Source organism: Ancylobacter sp., assembly GCF_965249975.1.
In the GTDB taxonomy this organism is placed as follows: Bacteria; Pseudomonadota; Alphaproteobacteria; order Rhizobiales; family Xanthobacteraceae; genus Ancylobacter.
Genome location: NZ_CBDFNE010000015.1, coordinates 255,302 through 273,767 on the forward strand (window position 1 = coordinate 255,302; position 18,466 = coordinate 273,767).

Annotated in this window: 15 protein-coding genes; 5 read left to right on the forward strand and 10 right to left on the reverse strand. The window is 65.2% G+C overall.

Going from position 1 to position 18,466, the window contains the following annotated elements; genetic code table 11:
- Positions 1–41: 41 nt before the first annotated feature.
- From ACP2AH_RS11960 to ACP2AH_RS11970, 3 genes are all read left to right on the forward strand, one after another.
- Positions 42–1,301 carry an ABC transporter substrate-binding protein gene (locus ACP2AH_RS11960; protein ID WP_425106004.1) on the forward strand — a complete coding sequence of 420 codons (1,260 nt, stop codon included), beginning with the start codon at positions 42–44 and terminating at the stop codon, positions 1,299–1,301.
- 69 nt (positions 1,302–1,370) lie between these two features.
- Entirely contained in the window at positions 1,371–2,255 is an 885-nt protein-coding gene (locus ACP2AH_RS11965; protein ID WP_244378678.1) for a carbohydrate ABC transporter permease, read from the forward strand.
- Complete coding sequence (locus ACP2AH_RS11970) at positions 2,255–3,106, forward strand: carbohydrate ABC transporter permease (RefSeq protein ID WP_425106005.1); 852 nt, start codon at positions 2,255–2,257, stop codon at positions 3,104–3,106. Before ACP2AH_RS11965 ends, ACP2AH_RS11970 begins: the two co-directional genes overlap by 1 nt.
- 238 nt (positions 3,107–3,344) lie before the next feature.
- On the opposite strand, the gene ACP2AH_RS11975 is transcribed toward ACP2AH_RS11970, so the two are convergent.
- From ACP2AH_RS11975 to ACP2AH_RS12015, 9 genes are all read right to left on the reverse strand, one after another.
- On the reverse strand, positions 3,345–4,109 hold the full coding sequence (locus tag ACP2AH_RS11975) for an SDR family NAD(P)-dependent oxidoreductase (protein WP_425106006.1): 765 nt from the start codon (positions 4,107–4,109) through the stop codon (positions 3,345–3,347).
- Positions 4,110–4,127: 18 nt separating this feature from the next.
- Complete coding sequence (locus ACP2AH_RS11980; protein ID WP_425106007.1) at positions 4,128–5,720, reverse strand: rhodanese-like domain-containing protein; 1,593 nt, start codon at positions 5,718–5,720, stop codon at positions 4,128–4,130.
- 80 nt (positions 5,721–5,800) lie between these two features.
- On the reverse strand, positions 5,801–6,871 hold the full coding sequence (locus ACP2AH_RS11985; protein WP_425106008.1) for an ABC transporter substrate-binding protein: 1,071 nt from the start codon (positions 6,869–6,871) through the stop codon (positions 5,801–5,803).
- A 25-nt stretch (positions 6,872–6,896) separates the two neighbouring features.
- Positions 6,897–8,270 (reverse strand): LLM class flavin-dependent oxidoreductase, encoded by a 1,374-nt coding sequence (locus ACP2AH_RS11990; protein WP_425106009.1) that lies wholly within the window; start codon positions 8,268–8,270, stop codon positions 6,897–6,899.
- Positions 8,267–9,853 carry an FAD-dependent oxidoreductase gene (locus tag ACP2AH_RS11995; RefSeq protein WP_425106010.1) on the reverse strand — a complete coding sequence of 529 codons (1,587 nt, stop codon included), beginning with the start codon at positions 9,851–9,853 and terminating at the stop codon, positions 8,267–8,269. Before ACP2AH_RS11995 ends, ACP2AH_RS11990 begins: the two co-directional genes overlap by 4 nt.
- 12 nt (positions 9,854–9,865) lie before the next feature.
- Complete coding sequence (locus tag ACP2AH_RS12000; protein WP_425106011.1) at positions 9,866–11,617, reverse strand: ABC transporter permease; 1,752 nt, start codon at positions 11,615–11,617, stop codon at positions 9,866–9,868.
- Complete coding sequence (locus ACP2AH_RS12005) at positions 11,614–12,753, reverse strand: ABC transporter ATP-binding protein (protein WP_425106012.1); 1,140 nt, start codon at positions 12,751–12,753, stop codon at positions 11,614–11,616. Before ACP2AH_RS12005 ends, ACP2AH_RS12000 begins: the two co-directional genes overlap by 4 nt.
- 46 nt (positions 12,754–12,799) lie before the next feature.
- Positions 12,800–14,137, reverse strand: a complete 1,338-nt coding sequence (locus ACP2AH_RS12010) for an LLM class flavin-dependent oxidoreductase (protein ID WP_425106013.1) — start codon at positions 14,135–14,137, stop codon at positions 12,800–12,802.
- 19 nt (positions 14,138–14,156) lie between these two features.
- Positions 14,157–15,149: a Bug family tripartite tricarboxylate transporter substrate binding protein gene (locus ACP2AH_RS12015; protein WP_425106014.1), complete on the reverse strand. Its 993-nt coding sequence runs from the start codon at positions 15,147–15,149 to the stop codon at positions 14,157–14,159.
- Positions 15,150–15,239: 90 nt separating this feature from the next.
- Here ACP2AH_RS12015 and ACP2AH_RS12020 point away from each other — a divergent pair, with 90 nt between their 5' ends.
- Together ACP2AH_RS12020 and ACP2AH_RS12025 are read left to right on the forward strand one after the other, a co-directional pair.
- Positions 15,240–15,698, forward strand: coding sequence for a tripartite tricarboxylate transporter TctB family protein (locus ACP2AH_RS12020; RefSeq protein ID WP_425106015.1), 459 nt, complete (start codon positions 15,240–15,242; stop codon positions 15,696–15,698).
- Entirely contained in the window at positions 15,698–17,197 is a 1,500-nt protein-coding gene (locus tag ACP2AH_RS12025) for a tripartite tricarboxylate transporter permease (protein ID WP_425106016.1), read from the forward strand. The genes ACP2AH_RS12020 and ACP2AH_RS12025 overlap by 1 nt, the downstream gene beginning before the upstream one ends.
- Before the next feature lie 330 nt (positions 17,198–17,527).
- Here the strand turns inward: ACP2AH_RS12025 and ACP2AH_RS12030 are convergent, their stop codons facing one another.
- Positions 17,528–18,460, reverse strand: a complete 933-nt coding sequence (locus ACP2AH_RS12030; protein ID WP_425106017.1) for a ribokinase — start codon at positions 18,458–18,460, stop codon at positions 17,528–17,530.
- Positions 18,461–18,466 lie beyond the last annotated feature (6 nt).

The window sequence follows — 18,466 nt, forward strand, 5'->3', positions numbered from 1 at the left end:
GGATGCGAGATCGAAACCGGCCCAGCAACGGAGGAATGACAATGACGCTTTCCCTGCCGCGTCGCGCCCTGCTCATGGGGGCGGGTGCGCTCGCCCTCGCCTGCGGCCTGCTCCACCCCTTCGCCACCCCGGCGGCGGCCCAGGAAACGCTGGTGATCAACACCGATCGCAGCGGCGCCGGGCAGAAGGCGGCGATGAACAAGATCGTCGCCGATTTCGAGGCCGCCAATCCCGGCGTCAAGGTCACCGTCAATTACAGCGACGTCGAATCCTACAAGACCTCGATCCGCAACTTCCTGGTCGCCAGCCCGCCGGATGTCGCCTTCTGGTTCACCGGCGCTCGCATGCGCGCCTTCACCAAGCGCGACCTGTTCACCGACATCAGCGGCTTCTACACGCAGAACAAGCTTGAGAAGCCGATGGAGCCCTTCCTTGCCGCCGTCACGGACAACGGCAAGCAGTATATGATGCCCACCAATTTCAACACCTGGGGCTTCTTCTACAACAAGGAGGTGTTCGCCAAGCTCGGCGTCGAGCCGCCCAAGACGTGGGACGAGCTGATGGCGATCGCCGAGAAGGCGAAGGCGGCCGGCATCGTGCCGTTCACCATCGGCACGCGTGATCTCTGGGCCAATGCGCTGTGGTTCGACTACCTCACCAAGCGCATCAACGGCCTCGATTTCTACATGGGCCTGATGAACGGGCAGGAAAGCTACACCGATCCGCGCATGAAGAAGGTGTTCGACACCTGGCGCGTGCCGATCGAGAAGGGCTATTTCCTCGACAATGCCTCCTCCTATGGCTGGCAGGAAGCGATCCCGTTCCTGGCGCAGGGCAAGGCGGCGATGTATCTGCTCGGCCCCTATGTGCTGACCTCGCTGCCCGAGGAAGCCCGCAAGAATATCGGCTTCTTCCCGTTCCCGACGGTCGATCCTTCCGTGCCCAATATCGAGCAGGTCTCGATCAACGGCGTCGGCATCCCCAAGGGCGCGAAGAACAAGGAGCTGGCGCTGAAGTTCCTCGCCTTCCTCGCCCAGCCGCAAAACCTCTCGGCCTTTGCCAAGGGCGGCTCGGTGGTGCCCGCGCGCACCGATATCCAGATCGACCCGAACGATTTCGCCTCGGTGCAGATGGAACAGGTGCGCAATTCCGCGGGCTCGTCGCAGTTCTATGACCGCGACACCGACCCGGAAATGGCGCAGGCCGGCATGAAGGGCTTCCAGGAGTTCCTCGCCAAGCCCGACCGCGAGGATGCGATCCTCGAGCGGCTGGACGCGGCCCGCAAGCGCATCTTCAACTGAACGCGGCCGGGGCCCGCCATGCGGGCCCCTATCGGCGGTGCGACCCGTCCCTTCTCGCCCGAGGTTCCCATGCTGCGCATCTGGCGCCGAAACCAGTCCTGGCTGACGCCGATTCTCCTGCTGCTGCTGCCGCTGGCGCTGTTCCTGATGATGATCGTCTGGCCGATCCTCCAGAGCATCGCCATCAGCTTCTATGAGTGGGACGGCACCGGCCCGGCCACCTTCGTCGGGCTGGACAATTACCGGGAGCTGTTCGCCGACGCGCAATTCTTCACCTCGTTGAAGAACAACATCATCTGGATCGTGCTGTTTCTTCTGGCGCCAGTGTTCGGGCTCGCGCTCGCGCTGTTTCTTAACCAGCCGCTCGGCGAGATGCGCATCGTCAAATCCGTGTTCTTCATCCCGCTGGTGCTGGCCAATGTCATCATCGGCGTGGTGTTCACCTGGTTCTACGACCCGACCTTCGGCATCCTCGCCATCGTGATGCGGTTCTTCGGCTTCGAGCCCTTCGCCATTCTCTCCGACGAACATTTCGTCACCTTCGGCATCGTCTTCGCCGCGCTGTGGGCGCAGACCGCCTTCTGCCTGGTGCTGTTCCTCGCCGGACTTTCCCAGCTCGACGGCGAACTGATCGCCGCGGGCCGGATTGACGGCGCCTCCGGCTGGACGCTGCTGCGCCACATCGTGCTGCCGCAGCTGCGCGCCGTCTCCTTCGTGGCGACGATCATCACGGTGATCGGCTCGCTGCGGAATTTCGACCTCATCGCTGTCATGACGCAGGGCGGGCCCTATGGCAGTTCCACCGTCCTCGCCTATCAGATGTACGACGCCACCATCTTCAGCTACCGCGCCGGCTATGGCGCCGCCATCGCCACGGTGCTGTTCCTCATCATGAGCGTCTACATCGCCTTCTTCCTGCGGCACACGCTGCGTCGTGAACAGAGGGGCGCCTGATGTATCCCACCCCGGTCAATGAACGCTCCGCCAGCGTACGCCTGGGCTATCGCCTGGCGCTCTATGCGGCAATGCTCGTGTGGATGCTGCCGCTCCTCGCCATCATGATGACGGCGATCCGCTCGCAGTCGGACCTGTTGGAAGGCAATTACTGGGGCGCGCCGTCGCGCTTCGCGCTGGTCGACAATTACCGCGAAATGTTCGCGACCTCACCCATGTGGGGCTTCTTCATCAACAGCGTCACGGTTACCGGCACCACGGTGGTGCTGGTGCTGATCCTCGCTACCATGGCGGCGGTGGCGCTGGCGAAATACCGCATTCCCGGCAGCACATTGCTGTTCGCGATGTTCATCGGCGGCAATTTCATCCCCTACCAGATCCTGATGATCCCGGTGCGCAACATGGTGCTGGGGGTTGGGCTCTACGACACAGTCTGGGGGCTGGTGCTCTTCCACACCGCGTTCCAGACGGGGTTCGCCACTCTTTTCCTGCGCAACTTCATCATCTCGCTGCCCAACGAGCTGTTCGAGGCGGCGCGCATCGAGGGCGCCACCGAGATGCAGATCCTGCGCCGCATCGTGCTGCCGCTGCTGCGCCCGGCGCTCGCGGGACTGGCCGTGCTGATCTTCACCTTTGTCTGGAACGACTATTTCTGGGCGCTGGTGCTGGTGCAGAGCGATTCCGCCAAGCCCCTGACGCTCGGCATCGCCGGCCTCAAGGGCGAGTGGCTGACGGCCTGGAACCTCATTTCCTCCGCCGCGCTCTTCGCAGCCCTGCCGCCGGTGTGCCTGTTCTTCCTGATGCAGAAGCACTTCGTCGCGGGCCTCACGGCCGGAGCGGTGAAAGCATAGGTTATTCACCCGGGCATGCAGCGGTCTGGCGCGAGGGGCAGATGTTCACTCGGGAGAGTATGAATCCGCCTTGGGGTAGAACGTGGCTGCAAGAGGGCGGTTATCTGCGCGGAGGTGGGCTTGCCAGCCGAGCCGGTGATTCGTCATTGACCGGCTGATGATAACATCGAGGTTCGGACCAGCTGCGCAGTATTGTCCGAACCCAATCTGCGCCACCAAGGCACCCCAGTCCGGGTGGTCAGGGCAGGTACATTCCGCCGTTCACATGGATGGTCTGGCCGCTTGTAAAGCTACCGGCCGGCAGGGCGAGGATGCGCACGAACTCGGCGACGTTGCGCGGCTCGCCTTCGTGCCCGACCAGCAGATGACCACCGCCCGGAAACGCGCCGCCGGCGCCCGAGGTCGCCGAGCGGTTGCCGCCGATGCGGCCAGGGACGACGAGGTTGGCGGTGATGCCATGTCCGCCGAATTCAACCGCCAATGCCTTGGTGAAGCCGACCAGTGCCGCCTTGGCGGTAGCGACATGAACGCGGTGGAACACGCCGGAATGCGCACTGACTCCGCCAATGGTGATGATGCGGCCGAAGCCGTGGCGAACCATGTGCGGGATCGCCGCACGGGTGACGAGGAAGGCGCCCTCAACGATCACCGAATTGATCTCCCGCCACGCGGCCAGGCTGATCTCTGCGAACGGCGTCTCGCGCCGGATGGCCGCGTTGTTGACGAGGATATCCAGACGGCCACGGGCCGCGACGATTTCGTCGACGAGGCCCTGCGCCTGCGCCTCATCGGTTATGTCCGCCAGAGCCGTGCTGGCGCGGCCGCCCTGCGCGCGGATTTCCGCCGCCACGGCCTCGATCTCGTCGCGCGAAGACTTGGCGTGAACGATGACATGGGCGCCCTCTCGCGCCAGCAACAGCGCGCTTTCGCGGCCGATGCGGCGGGCGGAGCCGGTGACAAGGGCGACCTTGCCGGCGAGCGGCCGGTTGGCTTCGGTGCTCATGAGAGGTCCTTCGACAGATCAGAGATGGAACTGGATGGTGCCGTCGCGGCGCAGCTGCTCGACGAGATCGATCTCCCATCGCAGGTAGTCGCGCATCGCTTCCTCGCGTTTCTCGCGACGCTCGAAAGCCTTGAGGAACAAATCGTCGGTCTCGGAAGCGAGGTTCTCTTGCGACGTTTCGACGGGACGTGCCGCCGTCCGCCACGCCGCTGTGCCACCCGCGAGCAGCTTCACTGGCTTGCGGGTGGCGGCGGCAAGCTCGGCCGCGGCGAGGCGCGCAATGACCCCATCCGACGAGGTCAGCACGTAAAGGGGCGATTCCGGTAACTTAGCTGCATCTTCGTGAAGCCGGCCGCGAATGGCGAACCACGCACCGGGTATATGCCCGGCGCGGTATTCACGGCTGGTGGCCACATCGACCACGACCGCCTCGTCGCGGTCGAGCAGGCCCACGAGTTCGGATGGGCTGATGAATTCGGCCGTTGTTGTCGCGAGGCCGATGACCGTCTCCGGCGCGTCGCCGCTCTCCACCGCGACGGGAGCGTTCTCGTCCAGCACGAACACGTTCTCGAAGCCCATGCGCCGCAGCCACGCGGCGGTGGTATGGGCGCGTACGCCATCGCTGTCGCTGAGCACGATCCGCGCCTTGCGCACCGCTATGAAGGTGTCGGTCGCTTGAACAAGCTGGCCCCCGGGTGCCGAACGGAAGCCCGCGCGGTGACCGGCGCGATACTCGGCGGGATCGCGCACATCGAAGCGATAAAGCGTCGTGCTGTCCTGTTCGGCTTCGAAGCGGGCGAGGTCAGCGGCGTCGATGGTCGGCACCTCGAAACGATCCGCCAGCCGGCCAGCGGCTTCGCGAGCCCAGGCATGAGCCGGAGCGGCCGGCAGTGGCGCCACACGGGAGGCGCCACGCTGAACCTCGAGCCCGGCGAGATGCCACCCCTGCGTGCCGTTTTTCAGTGACACGACCTTGTTCGGCAGTCCGGCATCGATCAGAATTTGCGCACCGATGATCGAGCGGGTACGCCCGCCGCAATTCACCACCACGAGTGCATCCTCGTCCGGAACGCTTTCGCGGACGCGCAGAACCAGTTCCCCGCTTGGGCAGTCGATCGATCCGGGGATGGTGATCCAGTTATACTCGTCGAACGGCCGGCTATCGAGCAGCACAATCTTCTCGCCAGCCTGGCGGCGCGCTTCGAATTCGTGCGCGTCGATATGCGGCGTGTCGTAGGTGACTTCGACCACCTCGCCAAAGGCCTTGCTGGGCACATAGACGCCCGCGAACAGCTCAAAGCCCTCTGCGGCCCAGCTCGGCACGCCGCCGGCAAGGATCGAGATGTCCGAATAACCGCTGGCGGCGAGCACATGCGCGGCGCGTGCGGCCAAAGTCTCGTCCTCATCAACCAGCACGATGGGAGTCGCGCGGCGCGGCACCAGCGGCGGCACCAGCCTTTCGAGACGGCTCAGCGGTGTGTTGGAGGCGGCGAGCAGATGGCGCTGGGCGAAGATGCCTTCCTCGCGCACATCCAGAAGGGCGATCTCGGCGCGCGCGGTCAGGCGCGCATGAAGGGTAGCGGCATCAATGCGCGCAAAGGCGGTGGTCATGCGTCACGCTGGTGGCTGAAGGCGGGAAGGAGCCGGCCCCGCTCGCGACGGGGCCGGCAGGCTTGTCGCGGCAGTTCGCGTCACTGGCGGTTGAAGACCGCGTCGAACTGCTCGAGGAATTTCTGCGAGGCTTCGCCGCCAATATCCTGGTCGGCGACGATGATCTTCAGATCGGACAGCTTCGGCAGTCCCGCCGGGATCTTGGCGTCGGGATGGGTGGGGATGTAGGAGCCGGCAGCGGCCACCAATTCCTGCCCTTCGGCACTCGTCAGCACCTCGATAAGCAGCTTGGCGGCGTTCGGGTTCGGACCGCCCTTGAAGATGGCGAGGTAGTTCTCGTTGGTGACGACGCCGTCCTCAAGGATGTAGGCCTCGATGCTCTGGCCCTTCTCCTTGGCGGTGATGACGTTCTGCGACGAGATCAGCGGCGACAGATCACGTTCGCCGGCGACCAGGAGCCGCACCGACTCCGCATTGCCGCGCGTGAACAGGAAATCCTGCTTGGCGAAACCCTTGATGGTGTCCCAGGTGATGATGTTGTGGGCCAGCAGTGTCTGGAACCAGGTGAGCTGCGAGGCCGCCGACTTCGGATCGGAGAAGACGATCTTGCCCTTCCACTTTGGATCGAGGAAGTCGGCGATCTTCTTCGGCAGCACGGACGGGTCGGGGAACGCCTTGGGGTTGTAGGCAGCGGAGAGCAAGGTCGCGGCGGTCGCGAGATAGTTGCCGTCGGCATCCTTGTAGTTGCCGCCGATCTTGTCGAAGTCGCGGACCTTGTAGGGCGTCAGGTAGCCACGTTTCTTCCAGTCCTCGAGGATGAAGCGCTGGCTGATGAACACCACGTCGAGATTGGTGCGGCCCGCCGCCTTTTCGGCCTCGATGCTGGGAATGAGGTCCAGCGTCTGCTTCTGGACGATGTTCAGCTTCACGTCGGGAAACGTCTTGCGCCAGAACTCCAGCACCGCCGTGCTCGTTTCCTGCCGGTAGGAGGTGTAGAACACCACTTGGCCTTCCTTTTTCGCGGCCTCATACAGCGGCGCGAAGCGCTCCGGCAGAGTGTCCGCGCGAGCGGGCGTCAGCGGAGCGGCGATGGCCGCCGCGAGAGCAAGCCCTGCAGCACCCTTCAGCAGACTGCGCTTGTCGATCAGCATTTTGGTTTCTCCAAAGTCCAAAGGTTCACGCCGCCGCCGGAGAGGCATGGGGCGTCGCGCTGGGTTTGTGATGCTTGTGACGGCGCGCCGGGCGCGCGAGGCCGAGATGCTCGCGCAGCGTGCGGCCCTCATATTCGGTGCGGAACAGGCCGCGACGGCGCAGTTCCGGCACGACCAGTTCGATGAAATCGTCGAGCCCGCCGGGCAGATAGGGCGGCATCACGTTGAAGCCGTCCGCCCCCTCGTTGAGGAAGCGCTCCTCCATCGCATCGGCGACCTGTTCGGGCGTGCCGACCACCTGCCAGTGGCCGCGCGCGCCGGCTACTCTTAGGCCGAGCTGGAGGATGGAAAGGCCCTCGCGTTCGGCGAGTTCCACCAGAAGCGCCTGCCGGCTCTGCGCGGCATTGGTAAGAGGAATATTCTTCGGCAGCGGGCCGTCGAGCGGCAGGTGGCGCAGCGGCACGCCGAGCCGGTGCTCAAGGATGGACAGCGCCACATCCGGGTGGATGAGGTTCTGCAACTGCTCGAACTTCGCTTTCGCTTCGGCCTCCGTGCGGCCCACCACCGGAAAGATTCCGGGCATGATCTTCACATCGTCCGGCGAACGGCCATGGGTCCGGGTCCGCGCCTTCACGTCCCGGTAGAAGGCCTGTGCATCCTCCAGCGTCTGCTGCGCGGTGAAGACGACCTCGGCCGAGGCGGCGGCGAGTTCCTTGCCCGCCCCGGACGAGCCGGCCTGCACCAGAACCGGGTAGCCCTGCGGCGCGCGCGGAATGTTCAGCGGTCCGCGCACCTTGAAGAACTCGCCCTGGTGATCGAGCGTGTACACTTTCTCGGGGTCAAAGAAGACGCCGGTCTCCTTGTCGCGCAGGAAGGCGTCATCTTCCCAGCTGTCCCAAAGCCCTTGGGCGACAGCGAGGAACTCCGCCGCGCGGCGATAGCGCTCGTCATGGTCGAGCAGCCGGTCGCGACCGAAATTCAGGGCTTCCGCCTCATTGGCGGAGGTGACGAGATTCCATGCCGCGCGCCCGCCGCTGATATGGTCGATCGAGGCGAATTTGCGCGCGAGAATATACGGCTCGTTATAGGTGGTGGAGGCGGTGGCGACGAGGCCGATGCGTTCCGTGACGGCGGCGAGGCCGGCAAGCAGTGTGAGGGGCTCGAACTGGGCGACATAATGGGTCGAGAAGCGCGCCAACGCCCCCCAGTCCTCGCCGCGCGCACCGGCGCTATCGGCGAGGAACAGCATGTCGAACTTCGCCGACTCCGCTGCCTGCGCGATCTGGGCGTAGTGGCGGAAGTTCACGCCGGCATCAGCCTGTGCGTCCGGGTGGCGCCAGGCGGCCGCGTGATGGCCCGTGGGGTAGAGGAAGGCGCCGAGCGCCATCTGTTTGGTCATTGTCCTGTCCTTTGCGGCTGTCCGGCGGCCGTCTGTTGCGCGGAAACGGTCCACGGGCTCTGCTGCGCGGCGTCGCGACCGGCGATCTGGCCGGTGACGAAGCATTCGGCGAGGTTGCCGGCGCCGAGATAGAGAAAGCCCCAGATCGAGCCGAGCTCGCCGGCTTCGTAGAGGCGCGGGATCGGCGCGCCATGCGCGTTCAAGACGCGCTGACGGGCGTCATGGGCGGGGCCGCCCTGGGTGTTGCTGACCACGGGCCACAATTCGCCGACATAGAAGGGCGGATTCGTCACCGGAAAGAGCGAGCCGGAGGGGCGGGCATGGTCGCGATCCTCACCGGCCGCGACGGACGCATTCCATCGCGCGAGGCTGTCGGTAAGCGTGGCGACATCCGCCCCGATGAGGGCCGCCAGCTCCTCGACGCTGTCGGCCCGCTTCAGGATGCCGTTGCCGACTTCCTTGAGATTGTCGTCGCTCCATTCATAGGGCTCGACCGTACGATCGTTCAGCACGGTCTGGCCGAGCGGGTAGAGCTTACGGCCCTCCTCATCGATCACGAGGAAGGCGGGGATGCGCGGGAAGCGCTGAGTCTGCGCGTCATACTGGTCCAGCGGGCGGTGGCCGGTGTCCTGCAGATAGGGCTGGTACTCGTTCATGAAGCGCCGGCCCTGCCGGTCGAGCACGATCCAGGACATGCGCACGTCCGGTTCCTTCAAGCCAGGCGTCCAGTCCGGCACCTTCTTGACGCGCAGACCGTAAGGATAGGCAGGGTCGGGATGGCGGAAGCCGTAGGACCCGTGGAAGTGCCACATGTGCCAGAGGTCGGCCCCGGCGGCCTGCGCCATGCGGATGCCGTCGCCGGTATTGCCGCGCGTGGCGACGGGGAGTACCGGGCGGATCTGCCAATATTTGCGCTGAAGCTCCGGCGAGGCCTCGAAGCCGCCGGAGGCGAGGATAACGCCGCGCCGGGCGGCGATGCGTTTGCGCGTGCCCTCCTGGACGATTTCAGCGCCCAGCACCTCGCCATCCCGGCCAAGGATCAGCTTCTCCGCCGCCGTGTTCAGCCGAACCTCGATGCCGCGGGCGCGGACATTGTCATGCACCAGCTTGAACACGTTCGGTCCGCGCAGCCGGCCGCGCACCTGCGGGTATTCGACGCGCGGGTCGAAGCCGGGGATGGAGAGCACCTCGACGGTGCCGAAGGCGTCATAGCCGGGGAACGGGTAATTGGCCGGGCGCCGATGCACGGCGATCTCCGCGCTATTCACCTTGGCGAGGTCGCGGAAATAGTCTTCCAGACCCGCCATGCCCTGCGCCACCGCGTCGAGCACATCGTCCGGCACGTCCGGTCCGACTGTTTCTCGCAGATAGGCGCGCGCCCCTGCCGGCTCGACGATCGTGCGAATGCCGCCGCCGGCGCAGATGGAGATGCCGCCGGGATCGGGCTGCTTTTCGATCAGCAGCACGCGCGCGCCCGCATCATGAGCGGCAATGGCCGACGCGCCGCCGGCGAAGCCGAAGCCGACGACGAGAACGTCCCAGACCTCGTCAAAGCGGTCGGGAGAGGAAGTGTGCAGGCTCATGATGTGGCTCGGCTAGCTGATGGAGGCCGTCTTCCTGGCCGTGAAGAGACGGATGACGGCGAGCATCGACAGGCTGACCCCGACGATGATCACCGCCAGCGCGGCCGCGAGTTCGACCGCCCCGTCTTCGATGAATTGGAGCACCACGGTCGGCATCACCTGCGTGTCCGACTGGGCGAGGATCGCTGACATGGAGAGTTCGCGCAGGCTCAGCGAGAAGACGAGTACCCAGGCAATGCCGACCGAGCCGCGCACCAGCGGGAAGGTCACGTCCTTGATCGAGCGCAGCCAGCCGGCGCCAGAGATGCGCGCGGCCTCCTCAAGATCGGTGGAGAGTTGCTGAATGCCATTGCGCACCAGCACGAAGGCAATCGGCAGCAGCTTGCCGGCATAGGCGACGAGGATCAGCGTCAGCGTGCCATAGAACAGGTTGACATAGCCCATCAGAATTCCCACCGCATAGGCGATGGAGGGGAACCCATAGGCGATCATCACGAGGAAGCTGATCAACTCCCGGCCGAAGAAGCGGAAGCGCTCCACCACCCAGCCGAGCACGAGGCCAAGCGTCGCGCACACGGTCGCCGCGGCGAGAGCCAGCAGCATGGAGTGCAGGATCGAGGCGCGGGCGGCGAAGTTCTCGTCGAAAATCAGCGCGTAGTGCTTGCCGACAAGGTTCTCCAGGCTGATCGGCGCGCCGAAAGAGGAGAGCACAGACAGGAGCAGCAGCGCGCCCACCGGGAGGATTGCCGTGACGAGCGCCACGGCGAGACAGAACCCGCCGGCCACCCAGCGCCAATGGCCGAGCTTGACGATCTGTTCCGGCGTCGCCTTGCCTGTGAGAGTGCGGAAATTCTCCGCCCGCACCGCGTATTTTTGGATGAGCAGGCTGATGGCGGTGACGATCAGGATCGGCATCGCCACCGCCGCCGCGTAATTGAACTGCGGCGGGAATTTCAGCAGGTCGTAGATCTTGGTGGTGATGACCGAGAAGTTGGCCATGGTGCCGATGGCGGCCGGCGCACCGAAAGAGGAGAGGGCGTCCAGCATCACCAGGATGATGGCGGACAGTATAGCCGGACGCACCATGGGCAAGGTGATGGTGAGCGTGGTGCGCCAGCGGTTCGCCCCGAGGATGCGGGCGGCCTGCTCATGGCTGGCGTCGATGTTGTTCAGCGCGGCGTTCACCGCAAAGAACACCAGCGGGTAGACGCCGACGATCTCGATGAAGACGAGGCCGGTAAAGCTCATAATGTTGAGCGGGGCCTCGCTGAAGCCGAGATAGCCCGTGGCGATCTTGTTGAGGTAGCCGGAGTTCGGCGCGGCAAGGAAGATCCAGGAGATCACCGAGATGAAAGTCGGGATCACGAAGGAGATGCCGGCCGCAAGCGTTATCAGCGATTTGCCGGGCGCGTCTGTGCGGGCCACCAGCCAGGCAAGGGGAATGCCGAGCGCGCAGGCGCCCATGGTCACGAAGAACACCAGCCAGCCGGAGTTCACCGTGGCCTGCCACATGCCGCGGCGGGCGAAGGCTTTCTCGAAAGTGTCGAAGGTCACATGGCCCTGCGCATCGATAAGGCTGTAGCCGGTCAGCAGTGCCAGCGGGTAGGCGACGAGCGCCAACAGGATCGCGATGGACAGGCCGATGACCAGAAAGCGCGCGGGCTGGAGCGCGGAGAGCCGACGGAACAGGCGGCTGCCGGCGGAGGTGCCCTGCGCGAGAGGCCGGTCGGTCAGGGCGGACCCGGGGAAGCTGATCTCGCTCATGCCACCACCCACGCGCTGCCCGGGCGCGCCCAGATGTTGGCCCGCCCGTCGGGAAAGCTGCCACGCTGCCGCGACTGGACGCGCAGCAGCGTCTCGCCTGCCGCCAGCTTCAGCTCGTAATGCCCGCCGAGGAAGGTTTCGCTGAGGAATTCTGCGGCGATGGCCTGTTCGGCATCGGGATTTTCTGGGGCTTCCAGCTTGATGTCCTGCGGGCGCAGCAGCACGGTCGCCCGGCTGCCGGCAGCTTGGGTCGCCAGCCAGGATTTTGGCGCGCGGCTCCACAGGCGGCCACCGGCGTCGAGCGCCACAAGCACGCGCTCACCCGTCCGATCCACCGCAACAATCTCGCCATCAAGCAGATTGGCGATGCCGATAAAGCTGCCGACGAAGCGCGTCGCGGGGGTGCGGTAAACTTCTTCGGGCGTTCCCACCTGCTCGATGCGCCCCTTGTTCATCACCACGATACGGTCGGCGAGAACCAGCGCCTCGTCCTGGTCATGGGTGACGTAGAGCGTGGTGATGCCCAGCTTCGTCTGCAGCGCGCGCAGCTCGAACCGCATCTCCTCGCGCAGCGACGCGTCGAGATTCGACAGAGGCTCGTCGAGCAGCAGGAGCGAAGGCTTGGTGGCCAGCGCACGGGCCAGAGCGACGCGCTGCTGCTGGCCGCCGGAGAGTTCGGCCGGGAAGCGATTGGCGAGCGGGCCGAGCTGCACCAGATCGAGCACGGTCGCGACTTCGGCCTTGATCTCCGCCCGGCGCCGGCCGGCGACTTCCAGTCCGTAGGCGACGTTGTCGGCCACGGTCTTATGCGGCCAGATCGCATAGGTCTGGAACACCATACCGAGGTGGCGCTTCTCCGGCGGCAGGGCGAAGGAGCCGGTGGAGGCGAGCACGCCGTCGAGATGGATCTCACCGGCATCCGGCTGGATAAACCCAGCAACCATGCGCAGCGTCGTCGTCTTGCCGCAGCCGCTGGGCCCGAGCAGAACCACGCTCTCGCCAGAGGTGACCGTGAGGTCGATGCCGTTGACCGCAGCGGTGTCGCCGAGCTTCTTGCGCAGACCGCGCAGTTCGAGGCGCGGACGGCTTTCCGGCGCGGTTTCCGTCCAGTCGACGGCATGAGCGGGAGCGGGCACGGCAGTCTCCGAAAGTTCAGGCACGCAGGCGATGGCAGGAAAATGGTCAGGCCGAGCGGGCGTAGCGGCTCGTCGGACGGTCGAGGCCGTAATGGGCGCGCAGCGTGCGGCCGACATAGTCCGTGCGGAAAAGCCCGCGCTGGCGAAGGATCGGCACCACCTCATCGACAAAGGCTTCAAGCCCGTGTGGCGTGACCGCCGGCATGATGTTGAAGCCATCGGCGGCGCGGTTTTCGACCCAGCTTTCGATATGGTCGGCAAGCGCCGCTGGCGTCCCGGCCAGCACTTTGTGGCCGCGCCCACCCGCGAGCCGGCGCAGCAGCTGGCGAAGTGTCGGGCGCTCGCGCGCGACGAGGGTAAGGATCACTTGTGAGCGGCTCTGCGCGCCCTGCACGGTCTCCGGTCGTGGGAAGGCTTCCAGCGGGATCGGCTCGTCGAGCGGGAAACCGCTGAAGTCAAAGCCGTCGAAGCGCTGCGACAGGTGCTTCAGGCCGACTACCGGCAGGGTGAGCTCGTTCAACTCCTCCTCCAGTGCATCAGCCTCGGCCTGCGTCGAGCCAAGGATCGGGGACAGGCCCGGCAGTATCTTGATCGCGGCGGGATCGCGGCCGAAGGCCAGCGCGCGGCGCTTCACATCGGCGTAGAAGCCCTGCGCGTCGTCCAATTCCTGCTGAGCGGTGAAGATTGCCTCGGCGTAACGCGCGGCGAAGGAACGCCCGTCATCGGACGAACCCGCCTGCACCAGCACCGGATGGCCCTGTGGCGGGCGCGGCAGATCCAGCGGCCCCCGCACGCGGAACTCCTCGCCGACATGATCGATGGCATGAATGCGGTCGGTATCGGCATAAATGCCGCTCGCACGGTCATGAATCCGGGCGTCGTCCTCCCAGCTGTCCCAGAGCTTGCGCACCACGTCGACAAACTCGGTCGCGCGCTTGTAGCGGTCGCTATGCGAGTTGCGCTGGGCGAGGCCGAAATTGTCAGCCGCCTCGGCCGACCACGAAGTGACGATGTTCCACCCTGCCCGCCCGCCGCTGATGTGGTCCAGCGAGGCGAACTGCCGGGCGAGATTATAGGGCTCGGTATAGGTGGTCGACGCGGTGCCAATCAGGCCGATGCGCTCGGTCGAGCCGGCAATGGCGGAAAGCAGCGTCAGAGGTTCCAGCTTGCCTTGCGCGACGTGACGCACGCTGCGGCCGATGGCGAGCTGATCGGCGAGGAAGATCGAATCGAACGTGCCGCGCTCCGCGATGCGCGCAATTTCGCGGTAGTAACCGATATCGGTGACGCGCTCGGGCTGCGCCTTCGGGTAAAGCCAAGAGGCTTCATGATGCCCTGTTGTGGGAACAAAGACGTTGAGATGGAGGCGGGTATCGGCGGTCATGTCGCTATCCGTCGGCGGCTCAATCGAGCTTGATGTTGGCGGACTTGATGACCCGGCCGTAATCCGCAAAATCCTTGCGCACGGCAGCGTCACCCTCTTCCGCGCTGGAGGCGACGACGACGAACCCCTGTCCTTCCAGGAAGCTCTTCACCCCTGGAGCGGTGAGCGCCTGAACGAAGTCGCGGTTAATCTTGTCGACCAGGGGACGCGGGGTCTTGGCGGTGACGAAGAAGCCCTGCCAGGTCGCGATGTCGAAATCCTTGATGCCCTGTTCCTGGAAGGTCGGGACATCCGGCAGCGCGGTGGAGCGCTCCGCGGTGGACACGCCGATGGCGACCAGACGGCCGGCACGCACATGCTCGGTCACGGCGGCAAGCGTAATGATCACCGCATCGATATGACCGCCGAGCAGGTCGGTCACCGCCGGAGCGCCGCCCTTGTAGGGGATGAAGGTGTATTTCGTGCCCGTGCGCTGGCCGAGCAGTTCATGGCCGATATGGTGCGCGCCGCCATTGGACGGCGTGCCGACGGTCAGCGTCCCGTCCTTCTGCTTCGCCAAGGCCAGATATTCCTGAAGGTTCTTCACCCCCAGCGAGGGCCGCACCACGAGGATCTGAGGATTCGCGACGGCCTTGGTCACCGTCGACAGGTCCTTGATCAGGTCGGTCTTGAGTTCCGGCCCGTAAAAGATGGCGTTGAGCGGCACCTTGTCGCCGCCGACCGCGATGGTCAGCCCGTCGGGCTTGGAATTGGAGACCTGCTCCAGCCCGATATTGCCATTCGAGCCGGGCACATTCTCGACCACCGGGTCCCGGCCCCAGATCTTGCCAAGCTCGCGCCCGACGGTGCGCGCCAAGGCATCCGCGCTCGCGCCGGCGGAGGACGTCACGATGATCCGCACCGGTTGCTCGGGATATTTCGAAAGGTCGACCTCCTGCGCGGAAGCGGGAAGCGTGGCGAGCGAAATGGCGAGGGCAGCACCCACAAGGATGGTGCAAAGAGAGCGGTTCATAACGAGATTATCTCCGGTGTCGAACCATGTTAGTTTGACACGGCCAATTGTCTATAGCAAAAATAGATTATTAGCTGGAGATCATCGGACATGCTGTTCCGCGACCTTTCCGTAGCGGTGCTTGCTGCGGCTTTCGCCCTGATATTGCTAGTGTTTGGCAGCCATCTTCCCGTCGGCACCGCGCTGCGTATGGGGCCGGGATTCGTGCCTCGCGCTGTCGCGGTAGGGTTGCTTTTGGTCGCGGCAGCGATTGCTGTCCGGGCTTGTGTCACCGTGCGTCATAGGCGCGAAGCAGCCATGAACGAACCCCCGCTGCACTGGCGCGGCACGGCGTCCATCGGCCTTGGCGTTCTCGCCTTCGCTATGCTGATTCAGCCGATCGGGCTGATCGCCAGTGCCATCGTCACCGTGTTCGTAAGTTCGCTGGCGCAGGATGGCGACCGCATCGGCGAGCGGGCTCTGCTCGCAGGCGGGCTTTCTGCGGTGGCCGGCGGCGTGTTCTCTCTCGGCCTCGGCCTGCCGCTGCCCATGCTGCCTGCCTTCTTGTGATGGAACTGCTCGGTCACCTCGCGCTCGGTTTCGATGTCGCGCTCACCTGGCAGAACCTTCTGTTCTGCCTCATCGGCGTTCTGCTCGGCACGCTGGTTGGCGTGCTGCCCGGGATCGGTCCGGCGACCACCATCGCCATATTGCTGCCGATCACCTTCGAACTACCGGCCGTCGGCGCGCTCATCATGCTCGCCAGCATCTATTATGGGGCGCAATATGGCGGCTCCACCACCGCCATACTCGTCAACATGCCCGGCGAGTCATCGGGCATCATCACCGCCCTCGACGGGCACCAGATGGCCAAGCAAGGCCGCGCCGGCGTGGCGCTCGCGATTGCGGCCATCGGCTCGCTCTTCGCCGGCACCATCTCGACCTTCTTCATCGCAGGATCGGCCGGCACGCTGTCGGAACTCGGACTGATGTTCGGCCCGGCGGAAAATGTGTCGCTGATGGTGCTCGCCATCACCGCCGTGATGGTAATGGGCCGGGGCTCGGTGCTCAATGCGCTGGTGATGGTGCTGATCGGCCTCGCGCTCGGTCTCATTGGCACCGATGTCGAAACCAGCAAAGCGCGCTTCACGTTCGGCATCCAGGAACTGCGCGACGGCATCGATTTCATCCCGCTCGCCATGGGCCTGTTCGGCATCGCCGAGATCCTGCGTACGCTGGAATCACCGGGCGACGGCGAGGTGCTGCGCACCCGCATCACCGGGCTCTGGCCTAAATGGGCGGACCTCAAGGCGTCGGCCTTGCCGATTCTGCGCGGCACCGGGGTCGGCACCGTGCTCGGCATATTGCCCGGCAGCGGCACACTGCTCGCCTCCTTCACCTCCTACATGCTGGAGAAGCGCATCTCGCGCACGCCCGAACGCTTCGGTAAAGGCGCGATCGAGGGGTTGGCGGCGCCGGAAAGCGCGAACAACGCCGCCGCGCAGACCTCGTTCGTCCCGATGCTGACGCTCGGCATGCCGTCGGGTGCGGTCACGGCACTGATGATCGGGGCGATGACCATCCATGGCATCTCGCCCGGCCCGCAAGTGGTCACGCAGCGGCCCGACCTGTTCTGGGGCGTGGTGTGCTCGATGTGGATCGGCAACGCCATGCTGCTGATCATTAATCTGCCGTTGATCGCCATTTGGGTGTCAATCCTGCGTATTCCCTATCGCCATCTCGTACCGGCGATCATCCTGTTCTGCTGCATCGGCGCCTATGCCGTGAACAATTCGGCCTTTGACGTGCTGGTGCTCGTGGTGGCCGGGCTGTTCGGCTACGCGATCTCGCGGCTCGGATGCGAGCCCACGCCGCTGCTGCTCGCCTTCATCATCGGACCGATGCTGGAGGAGAATTTCCGTCGCGCCATGCTGGTCGCGCACGGCAATATCTCGACCTTCGTCGAAAAGCCGATCAGCCTTACCCTGCTGCTGGGTGCGGGCGCACTTCTGCTGCTCGCCGTTGTGCCAATAGTGCAACGCCGCTGCGCTGAGGTGTTTGTCGAGTAGCAGGCGGCCGATTGGTAACGGAGCTTTTCAACCGGCCGAGAGACCTCTAACGGAGATAGCCCTCCTAACCCCGCTCATCTTCGCTATCGATCGAACGCAGTGTTACCTCGCCTCACCGCCCAGTCGGCGCCAAAGGCACTTTGAATTGGTCGCACGAGGTCCCAGGAGGGTCACTTCAGGGTGCCGCGTCGGTGGATCACAATGTCCGCTTTGCCGGGCAGACGCTGCAAGCCGACAGCCCGCTCCCCCCCCGTTTGCGCCGTTGCGCCCTTCGGCTGGGGGATGAAGGGCCGGACATGTTGCATGAAAAACTGAAGCGACGCCTGGAGTTTAGCTCGCGGTCAACTGGCGGTCATCCAGCCAAGTCTTGAGCGCGGCGCGGGTCGGCATGCCGTCCTGCGCGCCGGCCGAAAGGCATGCCATGGAGGCCGCGGCACAGGCTTGTTGCAGTGCCGTTTCGAGTTCCGCCTGCGCAGCCAGTTCACCAGCGAGAACACCGACAAAGGTATCACCGGCCCCCGTCGTGTCGACCGGAGTCACGGGAACCGCCGGCACGTGACGCAGTTCCGCGCCTGGGGAGGTGACGAAAGCACCCGCACCACCCGCCGTCATCACGCAGGCCAGGCCGCCCTCAACCGCGAGAAGCTGCGCGGCAGCTTTGAAGTCCGTGGCGCCGTCCAAAACAGTGGCCGCCATCGCCGCCTCGATTTCGTTGACCACCAGCACGTCGGTCGTCGCCAGAAGATCCAGCAGTTCCGCCCGCTCCAGTCGCGCGGGCGTCGGCGCGAGGTTCCAGATCACTCGGCCGCCGGCGTTCTTCACGTGCCGCGCAGCCACAAGGCTGGCCGCGAGCGGCACCTCCATCTGCATCACCGCGACCGTCTCCGGCCCGAGAAGCTCGGTGGGCAGATCGTGGGCGTCCAGCATGCGATTGGCACCGCTGGCGACGGTGATGGCGTTTTCGCCCGCCTCATCCACCGTGATGAAGGCGCATCCGGTCGGCACGTCGGACATTACGACATGTTCGGTACGAACCCCGTTGGCGGTGAGGTTGGCGCGGCAGGCCTCGCCGAACGAATCCCGGCCGATACGACCGATCATCGTCACGTGCCCCCCCATCCGGGCGGCGGCGACGGCCTGATTCGCTCCCTTGCCGCCGAACAGCGTGCGATAGCCCGGAGAAAGAACGGTTTCGCCGGGCCGGGGAATCGCCCGAACGGAGGCGACGAGATCCATATTGATCGAGCCGAAGACAAGGATCACGTTCTG